The sequence below is a fragment of the Bacillus pacificus genome (genome assembly GCF_020861345.1).
In the GTDB taxonomy this organism is placed as follows: Bacteria; Bacillota; Bacilli; order Bacillales; family Bacillaceae_G; genus Bacillus_A; species Bacillus_A pacificus.
Genome location: NZ_CP086328.1, coordinates 1,301,827 through 1,327,250, shown reverse-complemented (window position 1 = coordinate 1,327,250; position 25,424 = coordinate 1,301,827). Strand labels below are relative to the sequence as shown.

Sequence of the window (25,424 nt, the reverse complement as noted above, 5' to 3'; positions counted from 1 at the left end):
CTTTTTTTATGCATAATGATCACAAGTTTGACGCTTCAATAATTTATGCGGAATAATGATACACTTTGCAGTAGACTCTGCATTCTCTACTTTATCAACTAAAGCTTTTGCTGCCTCATATCCTAGCTGGTATATATTCACATCAACTGTCGAAAGTGGCGGACTCGAAATTTCTGATAATAAAGCATTATTAAAACTTACAATTGAAACATCCTTCGGTACAACGAACCCTTTTTTAGAAAGTGCACTTAGCACACCAAGTCCAATCAAGTCATCCGTTGCCATAATTGCTGTCGGTGGTTGCTTTAGCGCCATTAATTCCTCCACAGCTTGTTGACCACTTTCTCTTGAGAAATCAAAATGTAAAATATACTCTTTTGGTAATACAATGTCTGCTAATTTTAAAGCATCACTCATACCAGCCAAACGATCTCTCGTTACAAGTAAATCTGATCCACCGCCGATGAACGCGATTTGTTTATGACCTAATGAAATCAAATATTCTGCTACTTCTCTTGCAGCTGTATAATTGTCATTATCTACATATGTAATTTCTTCTTTACGATCATATGGTTTCCCGATTAATACGAACGGGAAATTTTGTTTATGTAAATATTGAATAATCCGATCATTCTCTCTTGAATATAAAAGAATAATGCCACCAATTTGGCGCCCCTGCACCATCTTTACAACACCATTAAAAATTTCATCTTCCGTTTCACCTGTCGACATATAAAGTGCATACCCTTCCACATGTGCAAACGAACTAATCCCTCTTATAACTTCTGGGAAAAACGGATTTTGAAAAGCTTTACTTGCAGAACTTGGCATAACAAGGCCAAGTGTTTTTGTTGTTTGGTTAGCTAGGTTTCTTGCGTTTAAATTAGGATGATACCCTAGTTCACTCATTACTTTCCGAACACGACGCTTTGTTTTTTCACTTATACTTGGATTATCAGCAATTACACGAGAAACGGTAGATGGTGCTACATTCGCCTTCTTCGCCACATCTTTAATTGTAACTGTCATAAAAATCCCCCTCCTTTCACTTCTCTGCCATTTTATATATTTTCATCTTGCACCCGTTGCAAGTAATAGGAGAAGTCATAAACTTTCATTGATTCTATCTTGTAAAACCTATCATATTCTCCCTCTCCATGTATTGTAAGGGATAGAGCTCTTTTTTCCTATACTATAATATACTATTTATTTCACTTCTTTTCATATGGGATGTCAAATCTCTTTTCATCTCCCTATAAACTTATTTATAGGGAGATGAAAAGAAAAATGGGACGTAATGTCCCATTTTTCATCCTTTTGTACCTCCAGCTGTTAAACCGGAAACAAAATATTTTTGTAGTGATAGGAATAAAATTGAAATTGGGATTGCAATCAATACTGAACCCGCTGCAAACGTTGTAAATTCATTACCAAATTTCTTCGCTACCATTTCATATAACCCAACTGCTAACGTATAATTTTCTGGTGTGCGCAAAATAATACTCGCTAAAATGAAATCTGTAAATGGACCGATGAAAGTAAATAACGCTACAACCGCTACGATTGGCTTTGCAAGTGGCATAATGATTTGCCAGAAAATACGAAAATGTCCTGCTCCATCCATTCGAGCTGATTCATCCAACTCTTTCGGAATCGTATCAAAATACCCTTTCATAAGCCATGTATTCATCGGAATGGCTCCGCCTACATAAATTAAAATTAATGCAAGATGTGTATCAAGTAACCCTGTTAACTGAGCTAATATATATAGTGCGATTAACGCTGCAAAGTTTGGGATCATTTGCAAAATTAAAAATGTTAATAAACCATTCTTTCTTCCAACAAAACGATATCTTGAAAATGCATAAGCAGTAAAACTAATGGCTAGTACAGAGAAAATCATCGTCATTACGCTAACTTTCAAAGTATTTTTATACCAAAGTAAGTAATTACTTGAATCGAGATCAAGTAGCTTGCGATAATGATCTAATGTGGCATTTTTCGGAATAATACTTGACCCAGATAAACTATCCCCTGGATTAAACGATGAGCCAATTATCCATAGTAATGGATAGAAAATAATCGCACACATTATGAAGATAACTATATAACTTAATGAAAGACGTAGCATCTTTTGTCGTTTAATATTCATTTACATCATATCCTCTTCTTGGAATGATTTTGTTCTCTTAAATTGCCATAACGCAACTGTAATAACGATTAACGATAAAATCATTGTAAGAGCTGCTGCTTTTCCGTACTGCGCGGAAGTCATCGTTAACTTATAAATCCATGAAATTAAAATATCTGTTCCACCTGCATTTTGTCCAGACACAGCAGGCCCTCCGTTATTAAATAGATAAATAATACTAAAATTATTAAAATTAAACGTATATTGCGTAATTAATATTGGCGCTGTTGCGTATAACACAAGTGGCAATGTAATTTTGCGGAACTGTTGCCAAGCAGTTGCTCCATCTACTGTAGCCGCTTCATATAATTCTCCTGGAATCGATTGCAGTATACCTGTTGTCATTGCAAAGACGAACGGGAAACCAAGCCACGTTTGAATCATAATTAAAGCAATCTTTGACCAAAACGGGTCTGTCATCCAAGCAATCTTTTCAATCCCGAATAAAGCTAATACTTGGTTATTAATTGCTCCAAATGTTTCATTAAACATACCAGCAAATACAAGAATAGATACGAATGCTGGAACAGCCCACGGTAAAATAAAGATTGTTCGAATAATTGCCTTGCCTTTAATACCAGGCTGATTTACGATAATCGCTAAAAAAATACCAAGTGCAACTTGTAATGTTGTTGCAACGAATGTCCAAATGACAGTCCAAGAAAATACACTTAAAAATGTATCTCTCCACATCGGTAATGTAAAGATATCAATAAAGTTTTTAAAGCCCACCCAATCTACTAATTTAGCTGGAGGAGAATGATATAAATCATAGTTCGTAAATCCAATTAAAATTACGAAGATGATTGGGAATACGACAACAAAGATAAGTAGTAGAAAACCTGGTGAAACCATTAAATAAGGAAAGCCTTGATCTAACAAATTACGGTATTGCTCTTTTACAGAATTTAACGGTGTTCCAATATCACGTTTCTTCCCATTTTGATATGCATCATATAAGTTAAATGCATATATTCCGAGTCCAAACACGATGACAATGAGTGCCAAGATTCCTTCTACTAATAGAAAGACAGAATGATCACGTGGAACTTCTGTACCAAGCGTTACAATGCCCCATAATCCCATATTTAATAAATCAGCAAAGGCTACAATAAATGAACCTGTTAATACTAGAAAAATAAGACCTTTTACAAATTGTTTATTATACATTTGACCCACGCCTGGAATGATTGATAACATGGTTGCCATTTTCCTATGCTTTGAATGGTTTAACCCCTTTGCAGGTTCCATAGATGTTTGCATGTTCCTTCCCCCTTTTTTCTTCCCACATGGAAGGGAGAGAATTCGTGCCCCTCATATTAGAGGCACGAATTTCACCTTATTTTTTCTTACTATGATTTGCCTCAATATTACCTTTAATTTGTTTCACTGCACTATCAAGTGCGGATTTTGGTGCTTCTTTATCTGATACAACTAATTGAAGCGCATCTCCAGCTGGTTTCCAAACTTCTTGCATTTCCGGAATGTTTGGCATTGGAATTCCATTTTCAGATTGCGTTGCAACTGCTTTTGCAGCTTCGTTATCTTTAATAATTGGATCTTCCATTACTGATTTTACTGGAGGAATTTCTTTTGTTTTCTCAAATCGAATTTTTGCGTTTTCTTCATTCGTTACCCACTCAGTGAACTTTGTAGCTAAATCATTTTGTTTAGAGAAACTTGTTACATGCCATCCTTTAACTCCAACAAACGTTTTCATTGGTTGACCATTTGGTAATTTCGGCATTGGAGCAACGCCATAATCTATTCCAGCCTTTTCCATCGCTTGGAATGCCCATGGACCATTCATAATTGATGCTGCTTTTCCTTCATTAAATAATCCATCTGCAGCTGAACCACCAGATTCACCGATAATACCTTTCGGGAATAACTTTTCTTTGTACCATTTTTGAATGTATTCAGCACCTTGTACTGCACCGCTATTATTTAATCCAATATCATTTGCATTTGGCTTTCCATCTTTTTCACCAAATACATAACCACCCATACCTGCCATAAATGCATTAGCGAAGTAGAAATTATCTCCTAGTGCTAAAAATCCGTATTTTCCATCTTTCGTAAAGTCTTTTGAGAAGTTAAACAGTTCATCCATCGTTTCAGGTGCTTTTTGCATCAATTTTTTATTATAAATAAAGATTGGTGTTTCAATCGCTTTTGGTAAACCGTATATTTTTCCGTTATATGTTTGTGCTTCTATTGATAAATCTGTAAATTTACTTTTTACTGTATCATCTACTTTCACTTCTGAAAGTAGTCCTTCTGTTACCGCATTACCAATATGATCATGTGGTAATGTTACAACATCTGGTCCTGTGCCAGCTGGACCATCGAGACGAAGTTTTTCTATTTGTTTCGTCATCTGAACCTCTTCAACTTTTACTTTCACATTATATTTCTTTTCAAAACTTTTCACCGCTTGCTCTAGACCAACACCTTTTTTCTCATCTTCCCAAACGAGAAGATCGTAATCTTTCTTCGCTTTACTTTCTTCTTTTTTCCCTGAATCTTTCGGTCCACATGCAGATAACATACCAATTGATAATGCTGAAACCGTTAATAATGATAATGCTTTCTTCATCCCAAAAACCTCCCTGAATTGTATATGTACCCTACTAATTGAAAACGTTTGCATTGAATAGTTTAATAGAAGCGCAAACAATATCTCAATCTATGAAAACGTTTGCGCTATTTGTCTATCATTATACATTCTTTTATTCATTTTGCAAATATTAATTTTAAAAATATTATTACTATACTCTTTGTACATTGACTTTATACGAAATGAATACTACTCTTATAAGCAATATTAAAGCTATGCAAAAGGCAATCGTTTGCAACATATGCTTTATTATTATACTTAAGGGAACAATATGCATAGAGATAGTAAAGGGGGATTTTTTATATGCTTAAAGACGCCATCTATCATAGGCCAAAAGATAATTACGCATACGCTTACGATGAAAAAACGATTCATATCCGAATACGTACGAAAAGAGACGATGTTCAAAGCACCAATCTTATTTATGGTGATCCTTATGAATGGACAGACGGGAAGTGGATTTCTTCAAGTGCACCGATGAAAAAAACTGGTTCTACTGCATTGTTTGATTATTGGTCCATTTCCATCGAGCCAAAATTTAAGCGCTTACGTTATGGATTTGAATTAAAAGCAGAGACAGAAACGCTTATTTATGCAGAACGCGGATTTTTTTCCAGCATTCCAAATGATGACGTTGGTAAATTTTTCTGTTTTCCATTTATTCATGCAAATGATGTATTCAAAGCACCTTCCTGGATTAAAGATACTGTTTGGTATCAAATTTTCCCAGAACGGTTCGCTAATGGAGATCATACGTTGAATCCAGAAAACACCCTTCCTTGGGGAAGCGCTGAACCAACTCCAACTAATTTTTTCGGCGGAGATTTTGCTGGTATTATGCAAAACCTCGATTACCTTGTTAAACTTGGAATTTCGGGAATATATTTCACACCTATTTTCAAAGCACATTCAAACCATAAATATGACACAATTGACTACATGGAAATCGATCCGCAATTTGGCACAAAAGAAACATTCAAAGAACTCGTTCAAGCATGTCATACACATGGTATAAAAGTAATGCTCGATGCCGTATTCAATCACAGTGGATACTTTTTCGATAAATTTCAAGATGTACTAGAAAATGGTGAACAGTCAGCATATAAAGAATGGTTTCATATTCATGAGTTCCCAATTAAAACTGAGCCACTTCCGAATTATGATACTTTCGCGTTTACACCGTATATGCCGAAATTAAACACTGCACACCCGGATGTAAAAGAATACTTACTTGAAGTAGGGCGTTATTGGGTAAAAGAATTCAATATAGACGGGTGGCGCCTTGATGTAGCAAATGAAGTCGACCATAACTTTTGGAGAGAATTCCGAAGTGAGATAAAAGCATTAAATTCTGAAGTATATATTTTAGGAGAAATTTGGCACGATGCACTTCCTTGGCTACAAGGAGATCAATTTGATGCTGTAATGAGCTATCCTGTTACAAACGCTCTACTGTCTTACTTTGCTAACAATTCCATTAAGGCAAATGAATTTATGAAACAAATTATAGAATCTCTACATTCCTACTCTATGAATGTAAATGAAGCAGCATTTCATTTATTAGACAGCCATGATACACCAAGAATATTGACAACATGTAACGGAGATAAAAATAAATTAAAGTTACTTTATGTATTCCACCTTTCTTTCATCGGCTCTCCTTGTATTTATTATGGAGACGAAATTGGTATGGATGGCGGTATGGACCCTGATTGTCGCAAATGTATGGTTTGGGATACGAAAGAACAAGATCATCTATTATTTACACATGTACAAACATTAATTTCGTTACGAAAGCAATATAAAGCATTTGGAGGACATGGTACTTTCCAATTCATTGAAGCAAATGATGAACATAATTATATTTCTTATACAAAAACATATAAAGATGAAACTATCTTTTTCGTTTTAAATCCGACTAATAGTGATATTACAGCTTCACTGCCTCTCCATGTTACTGGAAAGAAAATCATTAATATTTATACAAACGAAGAATTTTCAGCGGAAGCAAGTGTATTACAAGTTACACTTCCTCCATATGGATTCTCCATATTAAAATGGTAATCAAAAAAATCCTTATACCAAAGTGGTATAAGGATTTTTCTTATTTCAATTTGAACACCATTGCTTCATACGGACGTAATGGTATGTTTTCTATCGGTCCATTCTCTACGTCGTAATTGTGTATAAATAACTCTGCTTCACTATAAGTAATGTCCTCAGGCAATTCAAATACACATTCTTCTGCAGTAAAGTTTGCAATAACAAGAAGTTTTTCTTCCCCATACGTTCTTACATATGCAAAAATAGATGGATTATTCTCCAATATTAAATCATATGATCCATACACAACTATTTCATTATTTTTGCGTAACTCAATTAATTTTTTATAATAATAAAAAATTGAATCTTTATTTTGGATCGCTTGTTTCACATTAATTTCTTTGTAGTTAGGGTTTACTGTAATCCAAGGTTCACCTGTTGTAAATCCAGCGTGATCTTTGTCATCCCACTGCATCGGAGTTCTAGCATTATCACGACCCTTTATATAAATAGATTCCATTATTTTTTCTATATCTTCACCACGGTCTATCACTTTTTCTTTATACATATTTAACGTTTCAATATCTCGATATTCATCAATCGACTCAAATCGGACGTTTGTCATTCCAATTTCTTCTCCTTGATAAATATACGGTGTTCCTTTCATCATATGAAGCACCGTCGCTAACATTTTCGCAGATTCAATGCGATACATTCCATCATTACCAAAACGAGATACAACGCGAGGCTGATCATGGTTATTCCAATACAGGCTATTCCAGCCTGTATGTTCTAATGCTTTTTGCCACTTCGTTAAATTCTCTTTTAAAGTAAGGAGTGAACATGGTTTTACATCCCATTTTCCGCCTTCTCCTGAGTCTAAATCCATATGTTCAAATTGGAATACCATCTGCAGTTCTTTTCGTTCTTCCCCGGTATACAATTTCGCTTCTTCTGTCGTTACACCAGGCATTTCACCAACCGTCATAATATCATAATGAGACAATACTTCTTCATTCATTTCATGTAAATATTTATGAATGTTTGGACCGTTCATAAAATGCTTATGACCTGAAACATACCCCTCTTCTTCTGTTTCAACAGCTGGTAATCCCTCTTCTTTAGAAATAAAATTAATAACATCCATACGGAAGCCATCAATTCCTTTTTCTAACCAAAACTTCATCATTTCATAAACATCTTGCCTTACCTTTTCATTATCCCAATTTAAATCTGGCTGTTTTTTAGAAAACAGATGTAAATAATATTCATCTGTCATTTCATCATACTGCCATGCTGATCCACTAAACGCTGCTCCCCAGTTATTCGGCTCTTTTCCTTCTTTTCCAGGGCGCCATATATAGTAATCTCTATATTTATTATCTTTTGATTTACGTGATTCAATAAACCAATTATGTTCATCAGAAGTATGATTCACAACTAAGTCCATCATAAGTTTCATATTACGTTCATGCATTTCATGTAATAGCTCATCCCAATCTTCCATTGTTCCGAACTCATTCATAATTTTACAATAATCACTTATATCATAACCATTATCATCATTTGGAGATTCATAGACTGGTGATAACCAAATTACATCAATCCCTAATTCTTTTAAGTAATCTAACTTTGAAATAATACCGCGAAGATCCCCGATACCATCACCGTTGCTATCCATAAAGCTACGAGGATAAATTTGATATACTACACTTTCTTTCCACCACTGTTTTTCCATTATGCTACCCCATTTCATTCATAATTCGATTTTCTCTTTTTAAGGCGCAAACGTTTTCATTAATGAATGATAACAGATTCTATCTTAATTTAAAATAGCGCTTACAACTTTTATTCTTATTTTTCTAAGAAAACATACGAAATTTACTAATATTCTTCCAATTTATGAAAACGTTTTATTTTTTTGTTTATTTTTTGAATCTATTCGTTTATAATGAACTCAAAGAAAACGTTTGCATAATTATTTCTAGGGGGAAATACCATGGCAGAACTGAAATTAGAAAACATTTATAAAATATATGATAATAACGTAACAGCTGTAACAGACTTCAATTTACACATTCAAGATAAAGAATTTATCGTATTTGTCGGTCCTTCTGGATGCGGAAAATCTACAACATTGCGAATGGTGGCTGGACTTGAAGACATTTCAAAAGGAGAGTTTTCAATTGATGGTAAGCTAATGAATGATGTCCCTCCAAAAGATCGCGATATCGCAATGGTCTTCCAAAACTATGCTCTATATCCACATATGAGTGTATATGATAATATGGCATTTGGATTAAAACTTAGAAAAATACCAAAAGATGAAATTGATCGTCGTGTGAAAGATGCAGCAAAAATTTTAGGACTGGAACAATATTTAGATAGAAAACCGAAAGCATTATCTGGTGGACAACGTCAACGTGTTGCGTTAGGGAGAGCAATCGTTCGAGACGCGAAAGTGTTCTTAATGGATGAGCCATTATCTAACTTAGACGCTAAATTACGTGTTGCAATGCGCTCAGAAATTTCTAAGTTACACCACCGCCTTGGAACAACAACAATTTATGTAACGCATGATCAAACTGAAGCGATGACAATGGCTTCTCGTCTTGTTGTTATGAAAGACGGAAAAATTCAACAAATCGGTACTCCAAAAGAAGTATATGAAACACCTGAAAACATTTTTGTTGGTGGATTTATCGGCTCTCCAGCGATGAATTTCTTCCGTGGTAAATTAACTGAAACCGATTTCGTTATAGACAATGCTGCAAAAATTAAAGTAACTGAAGGAAAAATGAAGATATTACGTGAACAAGGCTATGTAAATAAAGACATTGTTTTAGGTATTCGTCCTGAGGACATTCATGATGAACTATTATTTTTAGAAGCTTCACAATCTACTGCCTTCACAACAAAAATTGAAGTTGCTGAGTTATTAGGTGCTGAATCTATTTTATATATGAAACTTGGAAATCAAGATTTTGCAGCACGTGTTGATGCAAGACATACATTTTCACCTGGTGACCAAATTAAACTAGCATTTGATATGAATAAAGCGCATTTCTTTGATAGTCAAACCGAACAACGCATTCGTTAAAAAATAATTTTCATACAAAAAAACCGTCCACATATATTGAGGGCGGTTTTCACTATTATACGAGGGCTTCTACTGTATGAAATGATTGTCCTTTCGTGCTAATAATACCGAAAATCGTTAAGTCACTTAGCACCACTTCTTCTTGCTGTTTCATAAAAGATGACGTTAATTGTTTTATCTCTATCCATACGTCATTAATACAAAGTACATTGGAATCGTTCTCTTGTTGGCGTGAAAATATAGAATCTATTTTATATAAACCAGCATTTTGAAAAAGCATATCAATGCGACTGAATGCATTCAAAGTAATGCTGATTACGCGTTGCCAATCTCCTTGTTTTTCCATATCATAGGATACAAAAAGTGCTTCTCCGCCTAGATTCGTAATTTCCTCCACTGTTGCTTGTCCACTTTCTTGATCGATGTCCGTCACAATTACTTTTGCGCCTTGTTTAGCCAACAAAAGAGCTGTATTACGTCCAATACCGATGCCACCGCCAGTTACGATAGCAACTTTTCCTGCAAGCTTCATTTTCATTACCCCTTCTATAAGTCTTACCGTCATTCAGTATACTCCTTTATGAGATTAGTCTGCAAGCAAGAAAAGTTGCTTATCCATTTGTAAGCGGTTACTTTTTTACTCCTTCTTTTTTCTTACTATTACGCTGATCGAAAACTAAACCGATGAAAATTAAAATCCCCCAAAAGATTACGCTACCTCCAGTCATTTCAATTTCCCCCTTATTATATAAACATATTATTTTAATCATTATATCATTTTCTTAATTTTCAATCTATTAAATTCAAAAATGATATAGATTAACTTTTTCCCTATTATATATCCATTAAAATATATTTGTATAACAAAAAGAGACCTTTTTATATAAAAAGGTCTCTTTTTGTTATACAAGACTTATCACTTTCGTTTTTGTAATTAAATCCTGAAAACCACAATTATCTTTGCGGAATAACATCATATATACGTTACATAATATCGGAATTCCAAGTAGTAATATGTTCGGTAATAACAATACAAAAAATCGAATTGTTAATGTTTGTAATGTTAACTTTTCACTCTTCAATGAAATTAATTTTATTCTCGTTACCTTTTTACCAAGTGTTACACCGTTCCAAATAAAGGGTAGCAAAATAAAATATATCGCCATTAATATAAAAACTACTGCAAGATCATATCTATAATCGCCAAAACTAATATTAAAGCGATTAAAAATAGCACTATAATTTCCAGTCATAACAGCTACTACTGCACCATACATAACCGAGATTAAAAACATGTCAATTAGGGAAGCACCTATGCGATTCATTACAAGCGCTGGACGATGCATCTTTAACTTCATTTTTATGTCGACTCCTTCATATCCTTCTTTACCCGTCTCATCGTACCACTTCTAAAAAACATTGTAAACTAGCGTTTCTCTTACTTTTCTTGTACAATGTGTTACAACAGCATTGTAAAGGAGGTTCCCATATTGAAAAAATGGATAATCCTATTCGTCGCATTCCTATTAGCCGGTTGTGCTGGAAATACAAATCATATAACATATACGATTAACGATGAATACGAACTCATACGTACTTCTGGAAATGCATTTGAACTTTTCCCCACGCAAGATGCTGTATACGCCACACAATACATTCCTGCAAAAATTACAGACATAGCCTGGGATGATAAATACATTATTGCAAAACAAACTGAGGAAAAGTCAGATCCGAATAATCCTGACGCAGCAATTGCAAATAAAAAAAGCGAGCATTATTGGATTATTGACGTAAAGCATAATAAACGTTTTGGCCCCTATAATGAAAAACAATTTCATGAACAAAAAGATGCGTTTAAAATTAAGGTGCCTTTTCAAAGTGTAGATTCATACATAAAAGAACAGAAAAAACAGTCAGCATAATAGTTTGAGCGCTGACTGTTTTTTCTTGCATATATTTAAAAACAACTTACTCAGAAAGTGAGATGTTAAAAGTTTGTGGCTCTTTTACAACATCTTGCGTTTCTGTATCTGCTGCAATTACATTATCTGTTGTAAATTTAATATCCTTTACCTTTTCTTTTCCATCATCAAGTATTAGGCCGATAATACCATCTCTTGTTTCACCAGGCTTATAGTCTTCCCTTGATACATTTTTTGTACCAACGAGCGTATCTTCATCATATAAAAAGTTTTGCGTTGCTACTTTAAAATGTTGTTTATCATTAATCGCAACATCATTCATAGAGAAAAATTGTATATTTTTATTCCCGCTATTTTCCACCTTATATGTAATTTCAACGTAACGAATCGTATCACTAATCTCTGTACCACTTAGCGATGCATATAACTCCGCATCTTCTTGACTGACTTTATCTCCTAATCTACGCTTTACTTCTTCAGGAGTTAATGCCGTATATACTTTTAATGTATTTTTTGCATCTTTACTCATCTGCGATAAAGAGATTACTTTCACATCTTGTACGTGAATTTTCATTGGTGCTACTTCAAATGTTTGATTCACAGAATGAATTTGTTCTAATTTAAAAGTACCCCATCCTGTTTCTTTCACTTTTTGTCCTACTTTTTTCAGCTCACGCCCACCATATTCTTTTGTTTCAGGAATAGATTCTTTCTTCTTCGGTTCAGCTTTCTTTTCTTCTTGATGGAAGCAACCACTTAACATAAGAAGAAAACTACATAAAACAAAAATACTTTTCCATGCTTTCATCATATAATTTCTCCTAACACTATCATTCATTAATATTAATTAGTCCTTTGCTTTGTAAACTATAGAAACAATGAGAAGTCCACAAAACGAACTTGTCAGTCCAGATACTATTATACCCCCTATTTGGAAAATATGAAAATAGGGATCTACGAACGCATGCACGATAAATATAATAGCTGCCACAACAAGTACCGAAATCCAATATTTTATTTTTTCCGAAGCTAAAATAAGGTCTTTACCCATTTCATTTCTACACGTCCATAAAACATATACTAATAACAGAAAACCAATACATGTACTCCCATGTTGCATATATTTATAAATAGAACTACCGTACCATCCTCTTTGCAATAATGGTATTTTCATAACAAAATAGCCTGTCTTATGAGTGAATGCATCCCAAACAACATGCGTTAACATACCGAATAATGCTGAATAACAAAATACAAAGAAATCTTTCCTTGTGTAAAGCCCCCACCTCTCATCTACTGCATATGTATAGTAGCCAGCAAATGGTTTAGGTAAATGCGTTATAAACGGCTTTTTTAAAATGTAATGATATATGTATGCTAATAAAAAGACAAGTGGTAAATTTAAATATAAGAACCCAAGCCATGTATGGCCAATAATACCATACGGTCTAAAGTGTAAAAAATATTCAAAATCAGGCGCCATACTCCCTAATATAAGAGCCGTTACTGAAATATGTTTAGAATGCTTTTTCACAAAAGGAAGAACTGCTGCTGGATGTGCAAATGTAAACGGCATGTTTTAGCTCCTTTTCAGAATTACAATAGATTACATACTATCATAACGACATGAATAATCTCCATGCAATATTTATTTTCACATTGGAATATGATAGTTTAAATGATATAATCCACATGAAATATTCAGAAAATAAGGAGGGGTTCATGTGTCATTAACACTTGTCTTTTTTCTTGTTCTCTTTATCTTGTTTTTAAGTACATACATTGGATTTTTTCTATGGAATCATTTAAAAATTATAAAATACACGCCCGCTTTCGTTGGCTTTATGAGCGTTCTTTTCATTTTTATATGGAAGAGGATGACTTTCGATTGGGAAGGTCTCGGTTTTGGCGCACTTCAGTATACAATTTTCGCCACAAGCTGTCTTACACTTGTATTTGCTGCTTTTTTAGAATCAAAATCCGTTATGAATTGAGGTTTCTATATTGATTGACGTACCTTTTTTAAAAAATGTCACATTAAAAAAAGAAAATATCCCTAGTTTTTCCGTATATCCTTACTGTTTACCCGCTATCCGAACATTACAATCACTAGCTTTCCACCCAAATGTAACATTCATTATTGGAGAAAACGGAACGGGTAAATCAACATTACTCGAAGCGATTGCAATTGCTTTAGGATTTAATGCAGAAGGTGGAACAAAAAACTTCCGCTTTAGCACAAACGATTCACATTCATCTTTACATGAATATCTTCGAATTTCCAAAAGTTTCAATACACCAAACGACGGTTTCTTTCTTCGCGCTGAATCGTTTTATAACGTTGCTTCTTATATTGATGAAATGGATGCCGATTCATACGCACGTGGAAATCCAATTATTGACTCATATGGTGGCACCTCACTACACGAACAATCACATGGTGAGTCATTCTTCTCCTTATTTATGAATCGTTTTTCAGGACAAGGTTTATATATTTTAGATGAGCCCGAGGCCGCCCTATCACCAATGAGACAACTTTCTATGCTCATTCGAATGCACGAACTAGCGGAACAAGGTTCACAATTTGTTATTGCGACGCATTCTCCTATTTTAATGGCTTATCCTGAATCCACTATATACTCTTTAACACAAGAAGGAATTCACGAATCCGCCTTAGAAGACACGGAGCATTACCAAACGACGAAACTTTTCTTTGAAAATCGCGATCGATTATTCCATCATCTATTTGAGTCGTAAAAAAAGAAGCAGCGATTGCTGCTTCTTTTTATAGTGCTTCTATAAATAATGCTACTCCAATACCGCCGCCGACGCATAGAGAGGCAATTCCTTTCTCTAATCCGCGTCTCTTTAATTCATGAATTAAACTTACTGTAATACGAGCTCCTGTACAACCGATTGGATGTCCAAGTCCTACACCACTACCGTTTACATTCACTTTTTCACGATCCAAACCTAATTCTTTCTCTACAGCTAAGTATTGCGCAGCGAAAGCTTCATTAATTTCCAGTAAATCTGCATCTTCTAATGACCAATCTACTTTTTCTAATCCTTTACGAATTGCTGGTGCTGGTCCAATACCCATAATTTTCGGATCTACTCCAGCTACTGAATACCCAACAATTCTAGCTAACGGTTGTAAGCCTTTTTCTTTCGCTTTTTCTTCGCTCATTAATACTAAAACCGCGCTTCCGTCATTCAGGCCAGATGCATTCCCTGCAGTTACTGAACCGTCTTTACGGAAAGCTGGTTTTAATCCAGCTAATTTTTCTGCTGTAATATCAGCACGTGGATGTTCATCTTTTGAAAATACTACTTCTTTTCTACGTTCTTTTATCGTAATAGGAACAATTTGATCGTCAAAGTATCCAGACTCAATTGCCTTTAGCGCCAATGTATGACTGCGAAGCGCAACTTCATCTTGTTCCTCTCTTGTAATTTCATATTGTTCAACTAAATTTTCCGCTGTTTCCCCCATCATAATATGGTGAATCGGATCTTCTAACACTTCCCACACCGTATCACGAATTTCTCCGTGTTGTAGACGTTGTCCCCAGCGGTGTTGTTTCAATGCATAAGGGCTTGAACTCATTGCTTCTACTCCACCTGCAACGACAACTTCACTTACACCTAATTGAATTTGCATTGCAGCCGACATAATTGCTTGCATACCTGAAGAACATTGGCGTTGGATTGTATAGCCCGTAACTGTGTCAGGAAATCCTGCCGCTAATACAGCCGTTCTCGCCGTATTTGCTTCATCAGTTCTTTGAATACAATGACCTAAAATCACTTCATCAACTTCGTGTGGTTCTACCCCGCCTCGTTTTACAGCTTCCTGAAGTACAGGAACAGCTAATTCTACTGGCGTTACATTTTTTAGCGCTCCCCCAAAAGTTCCAATTGGCGAACGAACTGCAGCTGTAATAACAACATTATGCATTTTGCACTTGCCCCTCTCTTATGTACCCTAGTCAGTTTTTAGGTGAAATTCCATAAGATGTATGTCTACACCTATCATACTATAAACATACTAAAAAATCAAAATATTTAATATAATAAAAATAGAAGGAATTAACCTTCTATTCTGTTAATGCATATAGAAATTTCTGTAAAATCTTCTCTGTTGTTTTATTCAAATTCGGTAACTTATCTACCGGAAAATATTGAAGCTGTAATCCTTCATGGTCAAGCCTTAATTCTCCGCTCACATGATGCCCCTGATACAGATGTATGACATTAAAAATTTCATCTCCATTTGGATATTGGAAGTACACTTCTTTTCCCGAAAGAACCCCGATAAATTGCATAATTTTTGCATTTAGTCCCGTCTCTTCAAACAGTTCTCTGCGAGCAGTTTCTTCTGTCGTTTCTCCTAGCTCCATCGCCCCGCCAGGTACACCCCAATCATATGTATCTGAACGATATTGAAGCAATACTTCTTGATTATCATTTAAGATAATAATTGCTGACCCTACTAGAATAAGCGGCCTTGTACCAACGACTTTGCGTAACTCTTCAATATACCCCAATATGTAAACTCTCCTTTCCTCACCCTTCCTTATCATAACAAAATTTTTCTCCTTTTGTTGATGTAATTTTAAAGAAAAAAAGGAAGCTTTCGCCTCCTTTTTTCACCTTTATTTCTTAAAACTTTCATATTTTACAGCTTCAAAAGCTTCTTCAATTTCATCATTACGATAATGGACATATGTAAAACGTCCTAATTCTACTAATCTTGCTATTTCTTGTAACGCTTTCTGTTGCTCATATGTTTCTTCCAGCTTAATATGTACATAAAATTTCATTAATGGATGTTCATATAAAGGTTCTCCCACCTCTACATATACATCTTCTACCCCTTGCACAACTCTTACATAACTTGCAAATTGATAAAGAGCCTCTCTGTCTGAAACGATTTTTAATGTATACATATATTCTCCCCCTTTTCTTTACTATATCAAAAAGATGATCACACTACGTTATAGAACTATGAAATTTTTTCGACTTGTAATAAACAAGGCGGTTATCCATACATAGAGTCTTTTCCCAACATATATTATAGGAAGAATTTTTCAGTTGAGGTGTTCCTTATGGATCCATACGTCAATATATGTATTTGCATTACGCCAGGCGCCGATATTTCTAATGATCGTATCGCAAAAGATTTAGCAGTTGCAGAGTCAATTTGGCACCCGATTACATTTCAAATTAAAGAAGTAATTATTTTAAATGAACTTTTTCGTTTTTCTGACCGCGAAATTAGTTATAAAAATTCTATTCAAAGTCAGGAAAAATTAGCATCCTTTTTCCAAACATGTGTGAATGAAGCTCCTGAATGCGACCTTTATATTTGTTATATTGGCAGTGATTATTTCAAAGAAACAGCAGTCATTGCCTGTGCTTACTCTTTAGCGAAACAACAGCAACTTACTGGTTATATCGTTTTAACAAATTCAGCTGCCCCCATGAAAAATATATATACGCTCGCTCACGAAATCGGTCATATTTTATTTACAAGACGTGTTCACGGAAAACTTACTCACGCTGATCCTCATTCCCCAACTGGCTCGGAGCACCATCCTTCTCCAACAAATCTTATGTACCCTATCGTACCTCGTCCTGAAAATGTCCATATTCAATCCCTATTAACGAACGAACAAAAAGCACTCTCTTTACAAAGTGCTTTATTGCAAAGAAAAAAACAGTAACGCTCTTGTTACTGTTTAAAACAATATATTCCAATCAACAAACCAAATTCCGGCTGCAACGGATGCAAATATACAACTAAACATAAATACAATTACTCTAAAAATCTCTATATAATATTTCTTTGGAAATATTTTTTTGCATATCCAGAGCAGCCACTTTCCTATTAAACCGAAGAACAACATATATCATAATATTTACAATATGCAGTATAAATATAATTTACATATATGCTTATCCTTTTTATTTCTAGAGCTTCTCCTTAGAAATACACTCTTACTATTTGTTCAACCATAAATATCATAAAAATTGGGATTCCTAAAACAAGTAAACCAATCCAACCAAGAGACCGAACATTCACAATCGTTGTTATCAATAGCATAACTCCTCCAATTAAATATCTTCCTAATTGAGGGAGTTCATATAAAGGAAAACTGTACCAACCCTTTAAGAACATTATTAATATTGGTAAATAAGTGAGTATTACTGCTCCAAATAGCAGTAAGCCTTTTTTCAACATACTCCTTTGAAAACTAGCACCTCTTAAAAATAAAACCCCTCCCATAATCATTAACAGTAAGATAACCGGATATCCGATTAATCCTATTAAAGAAATGGTATAAGGTTCATTTAAGTTTCGAAATAAAAGATCTGGAATAGTCCAATAACATAATATACTCATAACAGCTGTAGCTAGCCATCCTAAATTCCGTTTATAATCAACTTGCATTTCTTTTACAAGTTGATTTGCATATTCCTTTGGTGAATCACCAAATATATCCTTTACACTCTTACCCCTTTTTTCCCCTTCAGTTAAATGTAATTTTGCATCTTCTAAAAAGGATTCAATATCTTTTTCGCTTATTCCCTTTGCAGTTAAATAAGTACCTGTATTTGCAAGGAAATCTCGTGACTCTTGAGAAAGCATCATATTCCCTCCTTCCAAATTACTAGTGCACACTTTTTCTCTCCTCATTTTTGAAAGACCATCGCATTAATACATATAAACTTCCGTACAGAAGTAACGACTCTAAGATTCCCCAGTATGGATTTTTCTCTCCCAATCCTTTAAATACAAACATAATGAATAGCGGGACAATAACAGTTAATATCCCAATCCAGCCAAGTATGTATGCTTCCCCAATTAACAGTACTAACAAGATAACTCCAGCTAGTATATAACTTTGTATAGTCGTTAATTGTAATACAGGTGTCCCATACCATTTATTCATAAACATCAATAATATTAGTAATAAAATCGGTAGCAATGCTGCTACATAAATAATGCTAAATTCTTTTATTTTACTCTTAAATGATGACATTTTAAAAGCAAATATAATTCCTACAATCGTAATCATTAAAACAATTGGGTATCCAATTAATTGTACATTCGTTAATGTAAATTCATGATTTGGGCTTTCAAATAAAATATTTGTAAGTAACCAATATCCCCCTATTCCAATTATCATTCCTAAAATAGTCTTTATACTCCCGCCTTTATCCCTCTCCATCTCTTTCGCTAATTCTTCTGCATACTCTTTTGGCGAATCACCAAATATATCACTTACTGTCTTTCCCTCCTTCTCACCTTCTATTAAATGAAGTTCTGCATCTTCTAGAAAAGCATCCACATCTTCTTCTTTAATCCCTTTTGTTATTAAATATACTTTCGTATCAATTAAAAACTTTTCTCCTTCTTTAGAAATCTTCATGATAATCCCTCCCTTATTAAACCGTCTCTCTTCTATTCGTCTTCATCATAATTTCAAGGAAAATTAAAATAAACAAACTTCCGTATAAACATATAATTTGAAATAACATTGGAACAAGGTCTTCTGATGTAAATGTTTTAAACAGTAACATAATCGAAAGTGGAATGATTAAATATAAGTTTTTAAACCATCCATCAAAATATATATTGATTGCTACTGTAATGATGAAAATACCACCAGCTAATATATAACTTTGCATTTGAGTGAATATAAACAGTTTTGTTGGATAGACCACATCTAATACCGTGACAACCCCCATTAAAAACATTGGCGCGATCATAACTAAAAACCACATAGAAAACCACGTTTTTGTAAAACTTGTTACGAAGGTCATTTTGCGAAGTAGAAAATTAGGACCTATAACAACTAAAATCAATGACAAACTATACCCCACGCACTGAATCAGTGACATCTGTAATAATCCGTTATTCACTATTAGGATAGAAGCAATAATCCAAAACGATACGATATTCATTACTGTAAAACCAATTTGCTTCCACGTTTCCTGTCTATCTCTTTCCATCACTTTTACAAGTTCATTTGCGTATTCTTTCGGTGAGCTTCCGAAAATTTCTTCTACGCTTTTCCCATCACTCTCACCTTCTATTAAATGAAGTTCTGCGTCTTCGATAAAGCTTTCAATATCGCTTTCTTTCACACTCTTTGCAGTCAAAAACAATCTCATATCTAATAAAAACTTTCGTGCTTCATTTGATAGCATTATTTTCTTCTCCCCTTCCCTTCAAGTAGACGTTCCACACTACTTTGCATCACTTCCCAGCGATCCATAAATTCATCTAGTGCATCTTCGCCATTTTCTGTTAACGTGTAATACTTCCGTTTTGGACCAGATGGGGATTCCTTCATTACACTTGTTATAAGTCCTTCCTTTTGCATTCGTATTAATAACGGATAAATACTGCCTTCACTTGCCATTGTAAAGCCATACTTTGCTAGCTTCTCACTCATTTCATAACCATATATTTCACCTTCAGAAATAATAGCAAGTAAGCATCCTTCTAAAATCCCTTTCAGCATTTGACTTGTCGACATAATTCAAATCCTCCCACTATCTTGTTTTACAAGATAGACAAGCGTAAGTATCTTGCTTTACAAAATAGTATAGCAGAGACTATTTTGCAAAACAAGATAGCTAACGATATTTTTCCAAATCTTTGCAGGATTTTTATTATCCACTCTCTAAATAGAGCAATAGGAGAACTTTATTACGAAGGGATGTTTTTCATCATGGTTACAAATCGAGTTGTTTTTTTAACAGGTGCTGCAAGTGGTATTGGTTATGAAATGGGAAACGCTTTTGCAAAAGAAGGTGCAAAAGTTGTTATTACCGATCGTCTTGAAGAACGTGCAAAAGAAGCTGCTGAACAACTACAAAAAGAGGGCTTTCAAGCTATCGGCTTAAAATGTGATGTTACATCCGAAGAAGAAATAGAAGCATCCATTTCCCAAACTGTTAATCATTTCGGTTCATTAGACATATTAATTAATAACGCAGGCATGCAACACGTTTCACCAATTGAAGAGTTTCCAACCGAAAAATTCGAGCTCCTCATTAAAATCATGCAAATCGCTCCATTTATCGCCATTAAACATGCCTTTCCGATTATGAAAAAGCAAAAGTATGGCCGAATTATTAATGTCGCTTCCATTAATGGTCTCGTTGGATTTGCAGGGAAATCCGCCTACAATAGCGCGAAACATGGTGTAATTGGATTAACAAAAGTTGCTGCTTTAGAAGGCGCTACGCATGGTATTACTGTAAATGCACTGTGTCCTGGTTATGTCGATACCCCTCTTGTACGTAATCAACTACAAGACTTAGCTACTACACGAAATGTACCACTTGAAAATGTTTTGGAGGAAGTCATTTATCCACTTGTACCGCAAAAACGCTTATTACAAGTACAAGAAATCGCTGATTATGCAATCTTTTTAGCGAGCGAAAAAGCGAAAGGTATAACCGGGCAAGCTGTCGTTATCGATGGTGGTTATACTGCTCAATAAAAAATAAAGTTTGCTCACGAAGAGCAAACTTTATTTTTTATCGCGAGGATCTTCCTACTTTAGTAATTGTTTAGGGAGTTTCTCGATTGCAACAATTACCCCATCTAATTTGCTTTCAATTCGATGGAGTAAATATAATGTTACAACAATGGGAAACCCTACATTACCTATCATCTTGATCCACTCTTCCATTCTTTTCGCCCCCTTTCATTATATAAATAAGAGAAAATAACACATTTAGGCATAAAAAAACAAGCTATTATGTAATCTGTACCCTTTGTAAAGGACATTTTAAAAAAAGTTAGGCGGCATCAAGAAGATGGTTTCTGTATTCGACAGGAGTCATCTTCTTTAAATTCCACTGATATCTGTGCTGATTATAGTATTTCATATAGTCTTTAATTTCTTGTTTTAACTGTGTGAAAGATGTACAAGTTTTGATGTGTGCTTCATCTTTAAAGTGCCCGAAAAAAGATTCTTGTGGGGCATTATCCCAACAGTTTCCTCGCCTTGACATAGATTGTCCCAGCTTTAATTTTTTGACTAATTTTTGATAGGTAGGACTTGTGTAATGAGCACCTTGATCAGAATGAATATAGGCATCTTGCGTTAATCGTACCTTCTTATTCTTCTTTAGTTTGTGCAGCGTCGTCGTTGCGATATCTAAGGTAAGTCGTTCTGAAACATGATACGCCAAAACTTCATTCGTAGACCCGTCTAGAATAGTAGATAAATATCCTTTTTGATTCTTACCATAAAACAGGTATGTGATATCTGTAAGAAGTACCTTTCCCGGTACACCTTGCCTAAATTCGCGTTTTAATCGATTGGGTACCACGAAGTGTTCTTTCGTCGCTTTCAACATTTTTTTATAGGGATTTTCTCTACGAATAGGACAGATTATCCCATATTTTTTCATGATTCTACGGATGCGTTTCAAATTGTAGACAACTTGAAATTGACCCGCCAATGTCATTTTGATCTGACGAGCCCCCTTTTTTCGGTTTTTAAATCGAAATGCCTTTAATATAATCTCTTTCACTATTTCATCTTGATGTATTCTTTTCTCTCGCCGACTTTGAGAAATGGCTAAAAAATAATTATAGTATCCAGAACGTGAAACGCCTGCGACCTGACACAAATATCTCACCATATTTTTCAGGCGGTATTTTTCAATGATAGAACGAATTAATAGGTACTTTTGACTAGCGTGTAACGTTATTTCTTTCCCATCCTCCCTTCCATAAATTTGATCTTTTTTAACAGTTCATTTTCAGCTTTTAATAAGTTTCGTTCCGCTTCCAAACGTGCATATTTCTCCTCTAATGTAAGTTCTCTTTCTGACTTTCTTCCTGAGTTTTCCTTACGTGTGTCTCTTAAGCCCCATACACCGTTTTGCTTATAGGACGTACGCCATCTATTTCCTGATGACACAATACGTTGTAGACCGATGATATCTATATCAAAACCACATTCTTCAAAAATAATACGAGGTGGTTTACCCTGTTCATTTTCCTTAATAAAAATACGCTTGAATTCATCGGTATAGGTAATTCCTTTTTGGCTTACCGATTTTACGTATCGATTTTTTGATAATATTTGAATTTCCTTTTCTGTAAGCAATTTTTTCGTCATTTTGAAATTTCTCCGATTCTCATTTTTCTCTCATTATACAAGAAATACCCTATAGAATAGACTTTTTTTAAGTGTCTATTCTATAGGGTACAGTTTAATGTATTAGCTTGTTTTTCAAATAATGATGCAATTTCTCGCTTATAATCTCCACGTATAATACCTTTCTCAGTAATAATACCTGTAATTAATTCACTCGGTGTTACGTCAAATGCAGGATTATAAACAGTAGTTCCAACTGGCGTTACTTGTTTCCCAAAAATTTTCGTAACTTCTGTTTCATCTCTTTCTTCAATAACAATTTCAGCTCCTGTTTGTTTCGTAATATCAAATGTCGATAACGGAGCTGCAACGTAGAATGGGATACCGAAGTACTTTGCTAGTATAGCTAAATTCATTGTTCCGATTTTATTTGCTGTATCTCCATTTGCGACAATCCGGTCCGCTCCTACAATAATTGCGTTGATTTCTTTCGTTTGAATAGCATGAGCTGCCGTATTATCTGTAATAAGCGTTACATCAATACCTGCCTGTTTTAATTCCCAAGTCGTTAAACGCCCGCCTTGTAAAACTGGTCTCGTTTCACATGCATATGCATGTAAATGTACACCTTTTTCTTTCCCAATATAAAACGGTGCTAGTGCAGTACCATATTTAGCAGTTGCAATACTGCCAGCGTTACAAATCGTTAAAATGTTATCACCATCTTGAAAACATGATAATGCATGTTCTCCAATACTCCTGCATACTGCTTCATCTTCTTGCTGAATGAGAAGCGCTTCTTCTTCTAATATTTTTTGTGCTTCTTTTATTGTAGTAATTTCTTGAATAGATTCTCTCATACGATCGATTGCCCAAAATAAATTGACTGCTGTCGGGCGTGACGTTCCTAAATAATTACAATCTCTATTAAACTTCTTTTGAAATTCTTCAATATGTAAAGTAGTATATTTTTTTGCTGCAAGCGCCAAGCCAAATGCAGCTACAATTCCAATTGCCGGTGCTCCTCGTACTTCTAGCATGACAATACTTTTCCATACCTCTTCAATCGTCGTTAATGTTTTATATTCTGTGCTATGCGGCAACTTTGTTTGATTTAATACTGCAATAGCATCCCCTTTCCAACTGACAGACCTCGGAATCGTAACAATTGTACTCATGCTTTTACCCCTCCAGAAACTGTCTGTTGAAATAATGTTCGGAACAGTTGAATATCAGCGTTTTTAGATTCATATTTTATTAGTTCTTTACCTAAGTATAAAGCTTGTTTCTTAGCTTGAATTCTCTTTTCTTTATTTGCTATTTCATCTAAATCAGCTACATGTGCTAAGCCAATTGTTCTTCGGATAAGCTCACATCCAGCAAATCCGACCACATCCGTAAAAATATTTTGCAAAATAATCGGCAACCATTGTTTCTCTTTCGTATATGCTTCTACACCTTCTCCAATCCATAACTTTGTAAAAGTGTCTACGAAATAGCTCCATGTTTTCTCAATATGGAAAAATAGCACACTTCTCTGTTCTTCCTCTCTAGATAGAGCATTTAATAATAGATTTGCAATAAATTGACCAAGATCAAATCCAAATGGGCCATAAGTTGCAAACTCCGGATCAATCACTTTCGTTTCAGAAGGTGATGAAAAAATACTACCAGTATGTAAATCACCATGAATAAGTGCTTCTTTTCTCGTTAAAAACTTATATTTATATTGTGCTACTTTTAATTTTAAAGTTTTATCACTCCACAATTCATCAACCGCTAGTTGTAATTCCGGCTCATAATCATTCGTATCGTAATGGCCAAACGGATCTGTAAACACTAACTCTTCTGTAATCTTGCAGAGATCTGGGTTTACAAATGTACCTTCTAGTCCCCTTTTCTCTTCTGACTGTAAACCGAAATCTGAAGTATAAAATAAAACATTTGCTAGAAAACGACCGATATGTTGGGATAAAAGTGGATATTCTTCTCCATCTATTAATCCTTTTCTTGTAATTGTTAGTCTTGATAAGTCTTCTATTACTGTTACTGCTAACTCTTCATCATGACTGTACACTACCGGAACATAATCCGGTACATACTTCGCAAAAATTTTCAGTGCCTTGCTTTCAATTGTCGCTCTTTTTATAGATAACGGCCAGCTTTCACCAACTACTTTCGCATATGGCAGTGCCTGTTTTATTATAATAGACTTCTCTCCATCATCTAATTTGAACACGTAATTTAAATTTCCATCTCCAATTTCATGACAAACTACATTTGCTTTCTTTTCAAAATAACCGTGTTCTTTCGCATATTGTATAGCTGCTGTTTCAGTTAATGCATAATATCCCATCGTCTTCTCCCCCTTTTTTATATTCAGAGGTTTTTCTGACGTAGAAAAACCTCT

The 25,424-nt window shown here is 34.6% G+C and carries 28 protein-coding genes and 1 pseudogene; 7 read left to right on the top strand and 22 right to left on the bottom strand.

Annotated elements, in window-relative coordinates; all coding sequences use genetic code 11:
* Window positions 1-6 precede the first annotated feature (6 nt).
* From malR to LMD38_RS07040, 4 genes are all read right to left on the bottom strand, one after another.
* Complete coding sequence (malR, locus tag LMD38_RS07055; RefSeq protein WP_062821083.1) at window positions 7-1,029, bottom strand: maltose operon transcriptional repressor MalR; 1,023 nt, start codon at window positions 1,027-1,029, stop codon at window positions 7-9.
* 280 nt (window positions 1,030-1,309) lie between these two features.
* A complete protein-coding gene (malD, locus tag LMD38_RS07050) occupies window positions 1,310-2,152 on the bottom strand; it encodes a maltosaccharide ABC transporter permease MalD (protein WP_062821084.1) in 843 nt (280 codons plus the stop codon).
* Complete coding sequence (malC, locus tag LMD38_RS07045) at window positions 2,153-3,454, bottom strand: maltosaccharide ABC transporter permease MalC (protein WP_062821085.1); 1,302 nt, start codon at window positions 3,452-3,454, stop codon at window positions 2,153-2,155.
* A gap of 76 nt (window positions 3,455-3,530) precedes the next feature.
* Window positions 3,531-4,790, bottom strand: coding sequence for an extracellular solute-binding protein (locus tag LMD38_RS07040; protein WP_062821086.1), 1,260 nt, complete (start codon window positions 4,788-4,790; stop codon window positions 3,531-3,533).
* Window positions 4,791-5,114: 324 nt separating this feature from the next.
* Between LMD38_RS07040 and LMD38_RS07035 the strand changes: the two genes are divergently transcribed.
* Window positions 5,115-6,875, top strand: a complete 1,761-nt coding sequence (locus LMD38_RS07035) for an alpha-glycosidase (RefSeq protein ID WP_062821087.1) — start codon at window positions 5,115-5,117, stop codon at window positions 6,873-6,875.
* A gap of 40 nt (window positions 6,876-6,915) precedes the next feature.
* Here LMD38_RS07035 and malL read toward each other — a convergent pair whose 3' ends face one another.
* A complete protein-coding gene (malL, locus tag LMD38_RS07030) occupies window positions 6,916-8,592 on the bottom strand; it encodes an oligo-1,6-glucosidase (protein ID WP_000415190.1) in 1,677 nt (558 codons plus the stop codon).
* A 261-nt stretch (window positions 8,593-8,853) separates the two neighbouring features.
* On the opposite strand from malL, the gene LMD38_RS07025 reads away from it, so the two are divergent.
* Window positions 8,854-9,954, top strand: coding sequence for an ABC transporter ATP-binding protein (locus LMD38_RS07025; RefSeq protein WP_000818924.1), 1,101 nt, complete (start codon window positions 8,854-8,856; stop codon window positions 9,952-9,954).
* Window positions 9,955-10,009: 55 nt separating this feature from the next.
* On the opposite strand, the gene LMD38_RS07020 is transcribed toward LMD38_RS07025, so the two are convergent.
* The 3 genes from LMD38_RS07020 to LMD38_RS07010 all read right to left on the bottom strand — a co-directional run bounded on the left by LMD38_RS07020 (window position 10,010) and on the right by LMD38_RS07010 (window position 11,312).
* Window positions 10,010-10,519, bottom strand: coding sequence for an SDR family NAD(P)-dependent oxidoreductase (locus tag LMD38_RS07020; RefSeq protein WP_228920236.1), 510 nt, complete (start codon window positions 10,517-10,519; stop codon window positions 10,010-10,012).
* A 64-nt stretch (window positions 10,520-10,583) separates the two neighbouring features.
* Entirely contained in the window at window positions 10,584-10,682 is a 99-nt protein-coding gene (locus tag LMD38_RS07015; protein WP_000145657.1) for a hypothetical protein, read from the bottom strand.
* Between the two features lie 174 nt (window positions 10,683-10,856).
* On the bottom strand, window positions 10,857-11,312 hold the full coding sequence (locus LMD38_RS07010; protein WP_000769088.1) for an RDD family protein: 456 nt from the start codon (window positions 11,310-11,312) through the stop codon (window positions 10,857-10,859).
* 132 nt (window positions 11,313-11,444) lie between these two features.
* On the opposite strand from LMD38_RS07010, the gene LMD38_RS07005 reads away from it, so the two are divergent.
* A complete protein-coding gene (locus LMD38_RS07005; protein ID WP_014893531.1) occupies window positions 11,445-11,876 on the top strand; it encodes a DUF3997 domain-containing protein in 432 nt (143 codons plus the stop codon).
* A 46-nt stretch (window positions 11,877-11,922) separates the two neighbouring features.
* On the opposite strand, the gene LMD38_RS07000 is transcribed toward LMD38_RS07005, so the two are convergent.
* Both LMD38_RS07000 and LMD38_RS06995 read right to left on the bottom strand, forming a co-directional pair.
* Window positions 11,923-12,687: a hypothetical protein gene (locus tag LMD38_RS07000; RefSeq protein WP_000973891.1), complete on the bottom strand. Its 765-nt coding sequence runs from the start codon at window positions 12,685-12,687 to the stop codon at window positions 11,923-11,925.
* A 36-nt stretch (window positions 12,688-12,723) separates the two neighbouring features.
* Window positions 12,724-13,452 (bottom strand): DUF4184 family protein, encoded by a 729-nt coding sequence (locus LMD38_RS06995; protein WP_016718403.1) that lies wholly within the window; start codon window positions 13,450-13,452, stop codon window positions 12,724-12,726.
* A gap of 148 nt (window positions 13,453-13,600) precedes the next feature.
* On the opposite strand from LMD38_RS06995, the gene LMD38_RS06990 reads away from it, so the two are divergent.
* Together LMD38_RS06990 and LMD38_RS06985 are read left to right on the top strand one after the other, a co-directional pair.
* Window positions 13,601-13,870 carry a hypothetical protein gene (locus tag LMD38_RS06990; RefSeq protein WP_016718404.1) on the top strand — a complete coding sequence of 90 codons (270 nt, stop codon included), beginning with the start codon at window positions 13,601-13,603 and terminating at the stop codon, window positions 13,868-13,870.
* A gap of 10 nt (window positions 13,871-13,880) precedes the next feature.
* Window positions 13,881-14,633 carry an AAA family ATPase gene (locus LMD38_RS06985; protein ID WP_062821089.1) on the top strand — a complete coding sequence of 251 codons (753 nt, stop codon included), beginning with the start codon at window positions 13,881-13,883 and terminating at the stop codon, window positions 14,631-14,633.
* 28 nt (window positions 14,634-14,661) lie between these two features.
* On the opposite strand, the gene LMD38_RS06980 is transcribed toward LMD38_RS06985, so the two are convergent.
* The 3 genes from LMD38_RS06980 to LMD38_RS06970 form a co-directional block, all read right to left on the bottom strand.
* Complete coding sequence (locus LMD38_RS06980) at window positions 14,662-15,837, bottom strand: acetyl-CoA C-acetyltransferase (protein ID WP_062821090.1); 1,176 nt, start codon at window positions 15,835-15,837, stop codon at window positions 14,662-14,664.
* Window positions 15,838-15,976: 139 nt separating this feature from the next.
* Window positions 15,977-16,426 carry an NUDIX hydrolase gene (locus LMD38_RS06975; protein WP_000540524.1) on the bottom strand — a complete coding sequence of 150 codons (450 nt, stop codon included), beginning with the start codon at window positions 16,424-16,426 and terminating at the stop codon, window positions 15,977-15,979.
* 108 nt (window positions 16,427-16,534) lie between these two features.
* Window positions 16,535-16,828: a DUF3928 family protein gene (locus LMD38_RS06970; protein ID WP_000288328.1), complete on the bottom strand. Its 294-nt coding sequence runs from the start codon at window positions 16,826-16,828 to the stop codon at window positions 16,535-16,537.
* A gap of 159 nt (window positions 16,829-16,987) precedes the next feature.
* On the opposite strand from LMD38_RS06970, the gene LMD38_RS06965 reads away from it, so the two are divergent.
* The gene (locus LMD38_RS06965) at window positions 16,988-17,605 is read left to right on the top strand and encodes an ImmA/IrrE family metallo-endopeptidase (protein WP_000371624.1); all 618 of its coding nucleotides are present in this window, start codon (window positions 16,988-16,990) and stop codon (window positions 17,603-17,605) included.
* Between the two features lie 15 nt (window positions 17,606-17,620).
* Here LMD38_RS06965 and LMD38_RS28690 read toward each other — a convergent pair.
* The 5 genes and pseudogenes from LMD38_RS28690 to LMD38_RS06945 all read right to left on the bottom strand — a co-directional run.
* Window positions 17,621-17,791 (bottom strand): annotated as a pseudogene (locus LMD38_RS28690) (DNA-binding protein); the annotation flags it as partial.
* 74 nt (window positions 17,792-17,865) lie between these two features.
* Complete coding sequence (locus LMD38_RS06960; RefSeq protein ID WP_016718407.1) at window positions 17,866-18,531, bottom strand: DUF1129 domain-containing protein; 666 nt, start codon at window positions 18,529-18,531, stop codon at window positions 17,866-17,868.
* Window positions 18,532-18,553: 22 nt separating this feature from the next.
* The gene (locus tag LMD38_RS06955; RefSeq protein WP_016718408.1) at window positions 18,554-19,315 is read right to left on the bottom strand and encodes a DUF1129 domain-containing protein; all 762 of its coding nucleotides are present in this window, start codon (window positions 19,313-19,315) and stop codon (window positions 18,554-18,556) included.
* 16 nt (window positions 19,316-19,331) lie between these two features.
* A complete protein-coding gene (locus tag LMD38_RS06950) occupies window positions 19,332-20,096 on the bottom strand; it encodes a DUF1129 domain-containing protein (protein WP_016718409.1) in 765 nt (254 codons plus the stop codon).
* Window positions 20,096-20,428 carry a PadR family transcriptional regulator gene (locus tag LMD38_RS06945; protein WP_061183913.1) on the bottom strand — a complete coding sequence of 111 codons (333 nt, stop codon included), beginning with the start codon at window positions 20,426-20,428 and terminating at the stop codon, window positions 20,096-20,098. Before LMD38_RS06945 ends, LMD38_RS06950 begins: the two co-directional genes overlap by 1 nt.
* A 195-nt stretch (window positions 20,429-20,623) precedes the next feature.
* Between LMD38_RS06945 and LMD38_RS06940 the strand changes: the two genes are divergently transcribed.
* The gene (locus tag LMD38_RS06940) at window positions 20,624-21,400 is read left to right on the top strand and encodes a 3-hydroxybutyrate dehydrogenase (RefSeq protein WP_061183914.1); all 777 of its coding nucleotides are present in this window, start codon (window positions 20,624-20,626) and stop codon (window positions 21,398-21,400) included.
* Window positions 21,401-21,454: 54 nt separating this feature from the next.
* On the opposite strand, the gene LMD38_RS06935 is transcribed toward LMD38_RS06940, so the two are convergent.
* The 4 genes from LMD38_RS06935 to mtnK all read right to left on the bottom strand — a co-directional run bounded on the left by LMD38_RS06935 (window position 21,455) and on the right by mtnK (window position 25,370).
* A complete protein-coding gene (locus LMD38_RS06935; RefSeq protein WP_000393326.1) occupies window positions 21,455-21,592 on the bottom strand; it encodes a YvrJ family protein in 138 nt (45 codons plus the stop codon).
* Between the two features lie 109 nt (window positions 21,593-21,701).
* Window positions 21,702-23,035 (bottom strand): IS3 family transposase gene (locus LMD38_RS06930; protein WP_085966774.1). Its coding sequence is split into 2 segments (ribosomal slippage): window positions 21,702-22,648 and window positions 22,648-23,035, totalling 1,335 coding nucleotides; the frame shifts between segments, so codons are not numbered across the junction.
* 80 nt (window positions 23,036-23,115) lie between these two features.
* A complete protein-coding gene (gene mtnA, locus LMD38_RS06925) occupies window positions 23,116-24,192 on the bottom strand; it encodes an S-methyl-5-thioribose-1-phosphate isomerase (protein ID WP_228920233.1) in 1,077 nt (358 codons plus the stop codon).
* On the bottom strand, window positions 24,189-25,370 hold the full coding sequence (gene mtnK / locus LMD38_RS06920) for an S-methyl-5-thioribose kinase (protein WP_062821091.1): 1,182 nt from the start codon (window positions 25,368-25,370) through the stop codon (window positions 24,189-24,191). The genes mtnA and mtnK overlap by 4 nt, the downstream gene beginning before the upstream one ends.
* Window positions 25,371-25,424 lie beyond the last annotated feature (54 nt).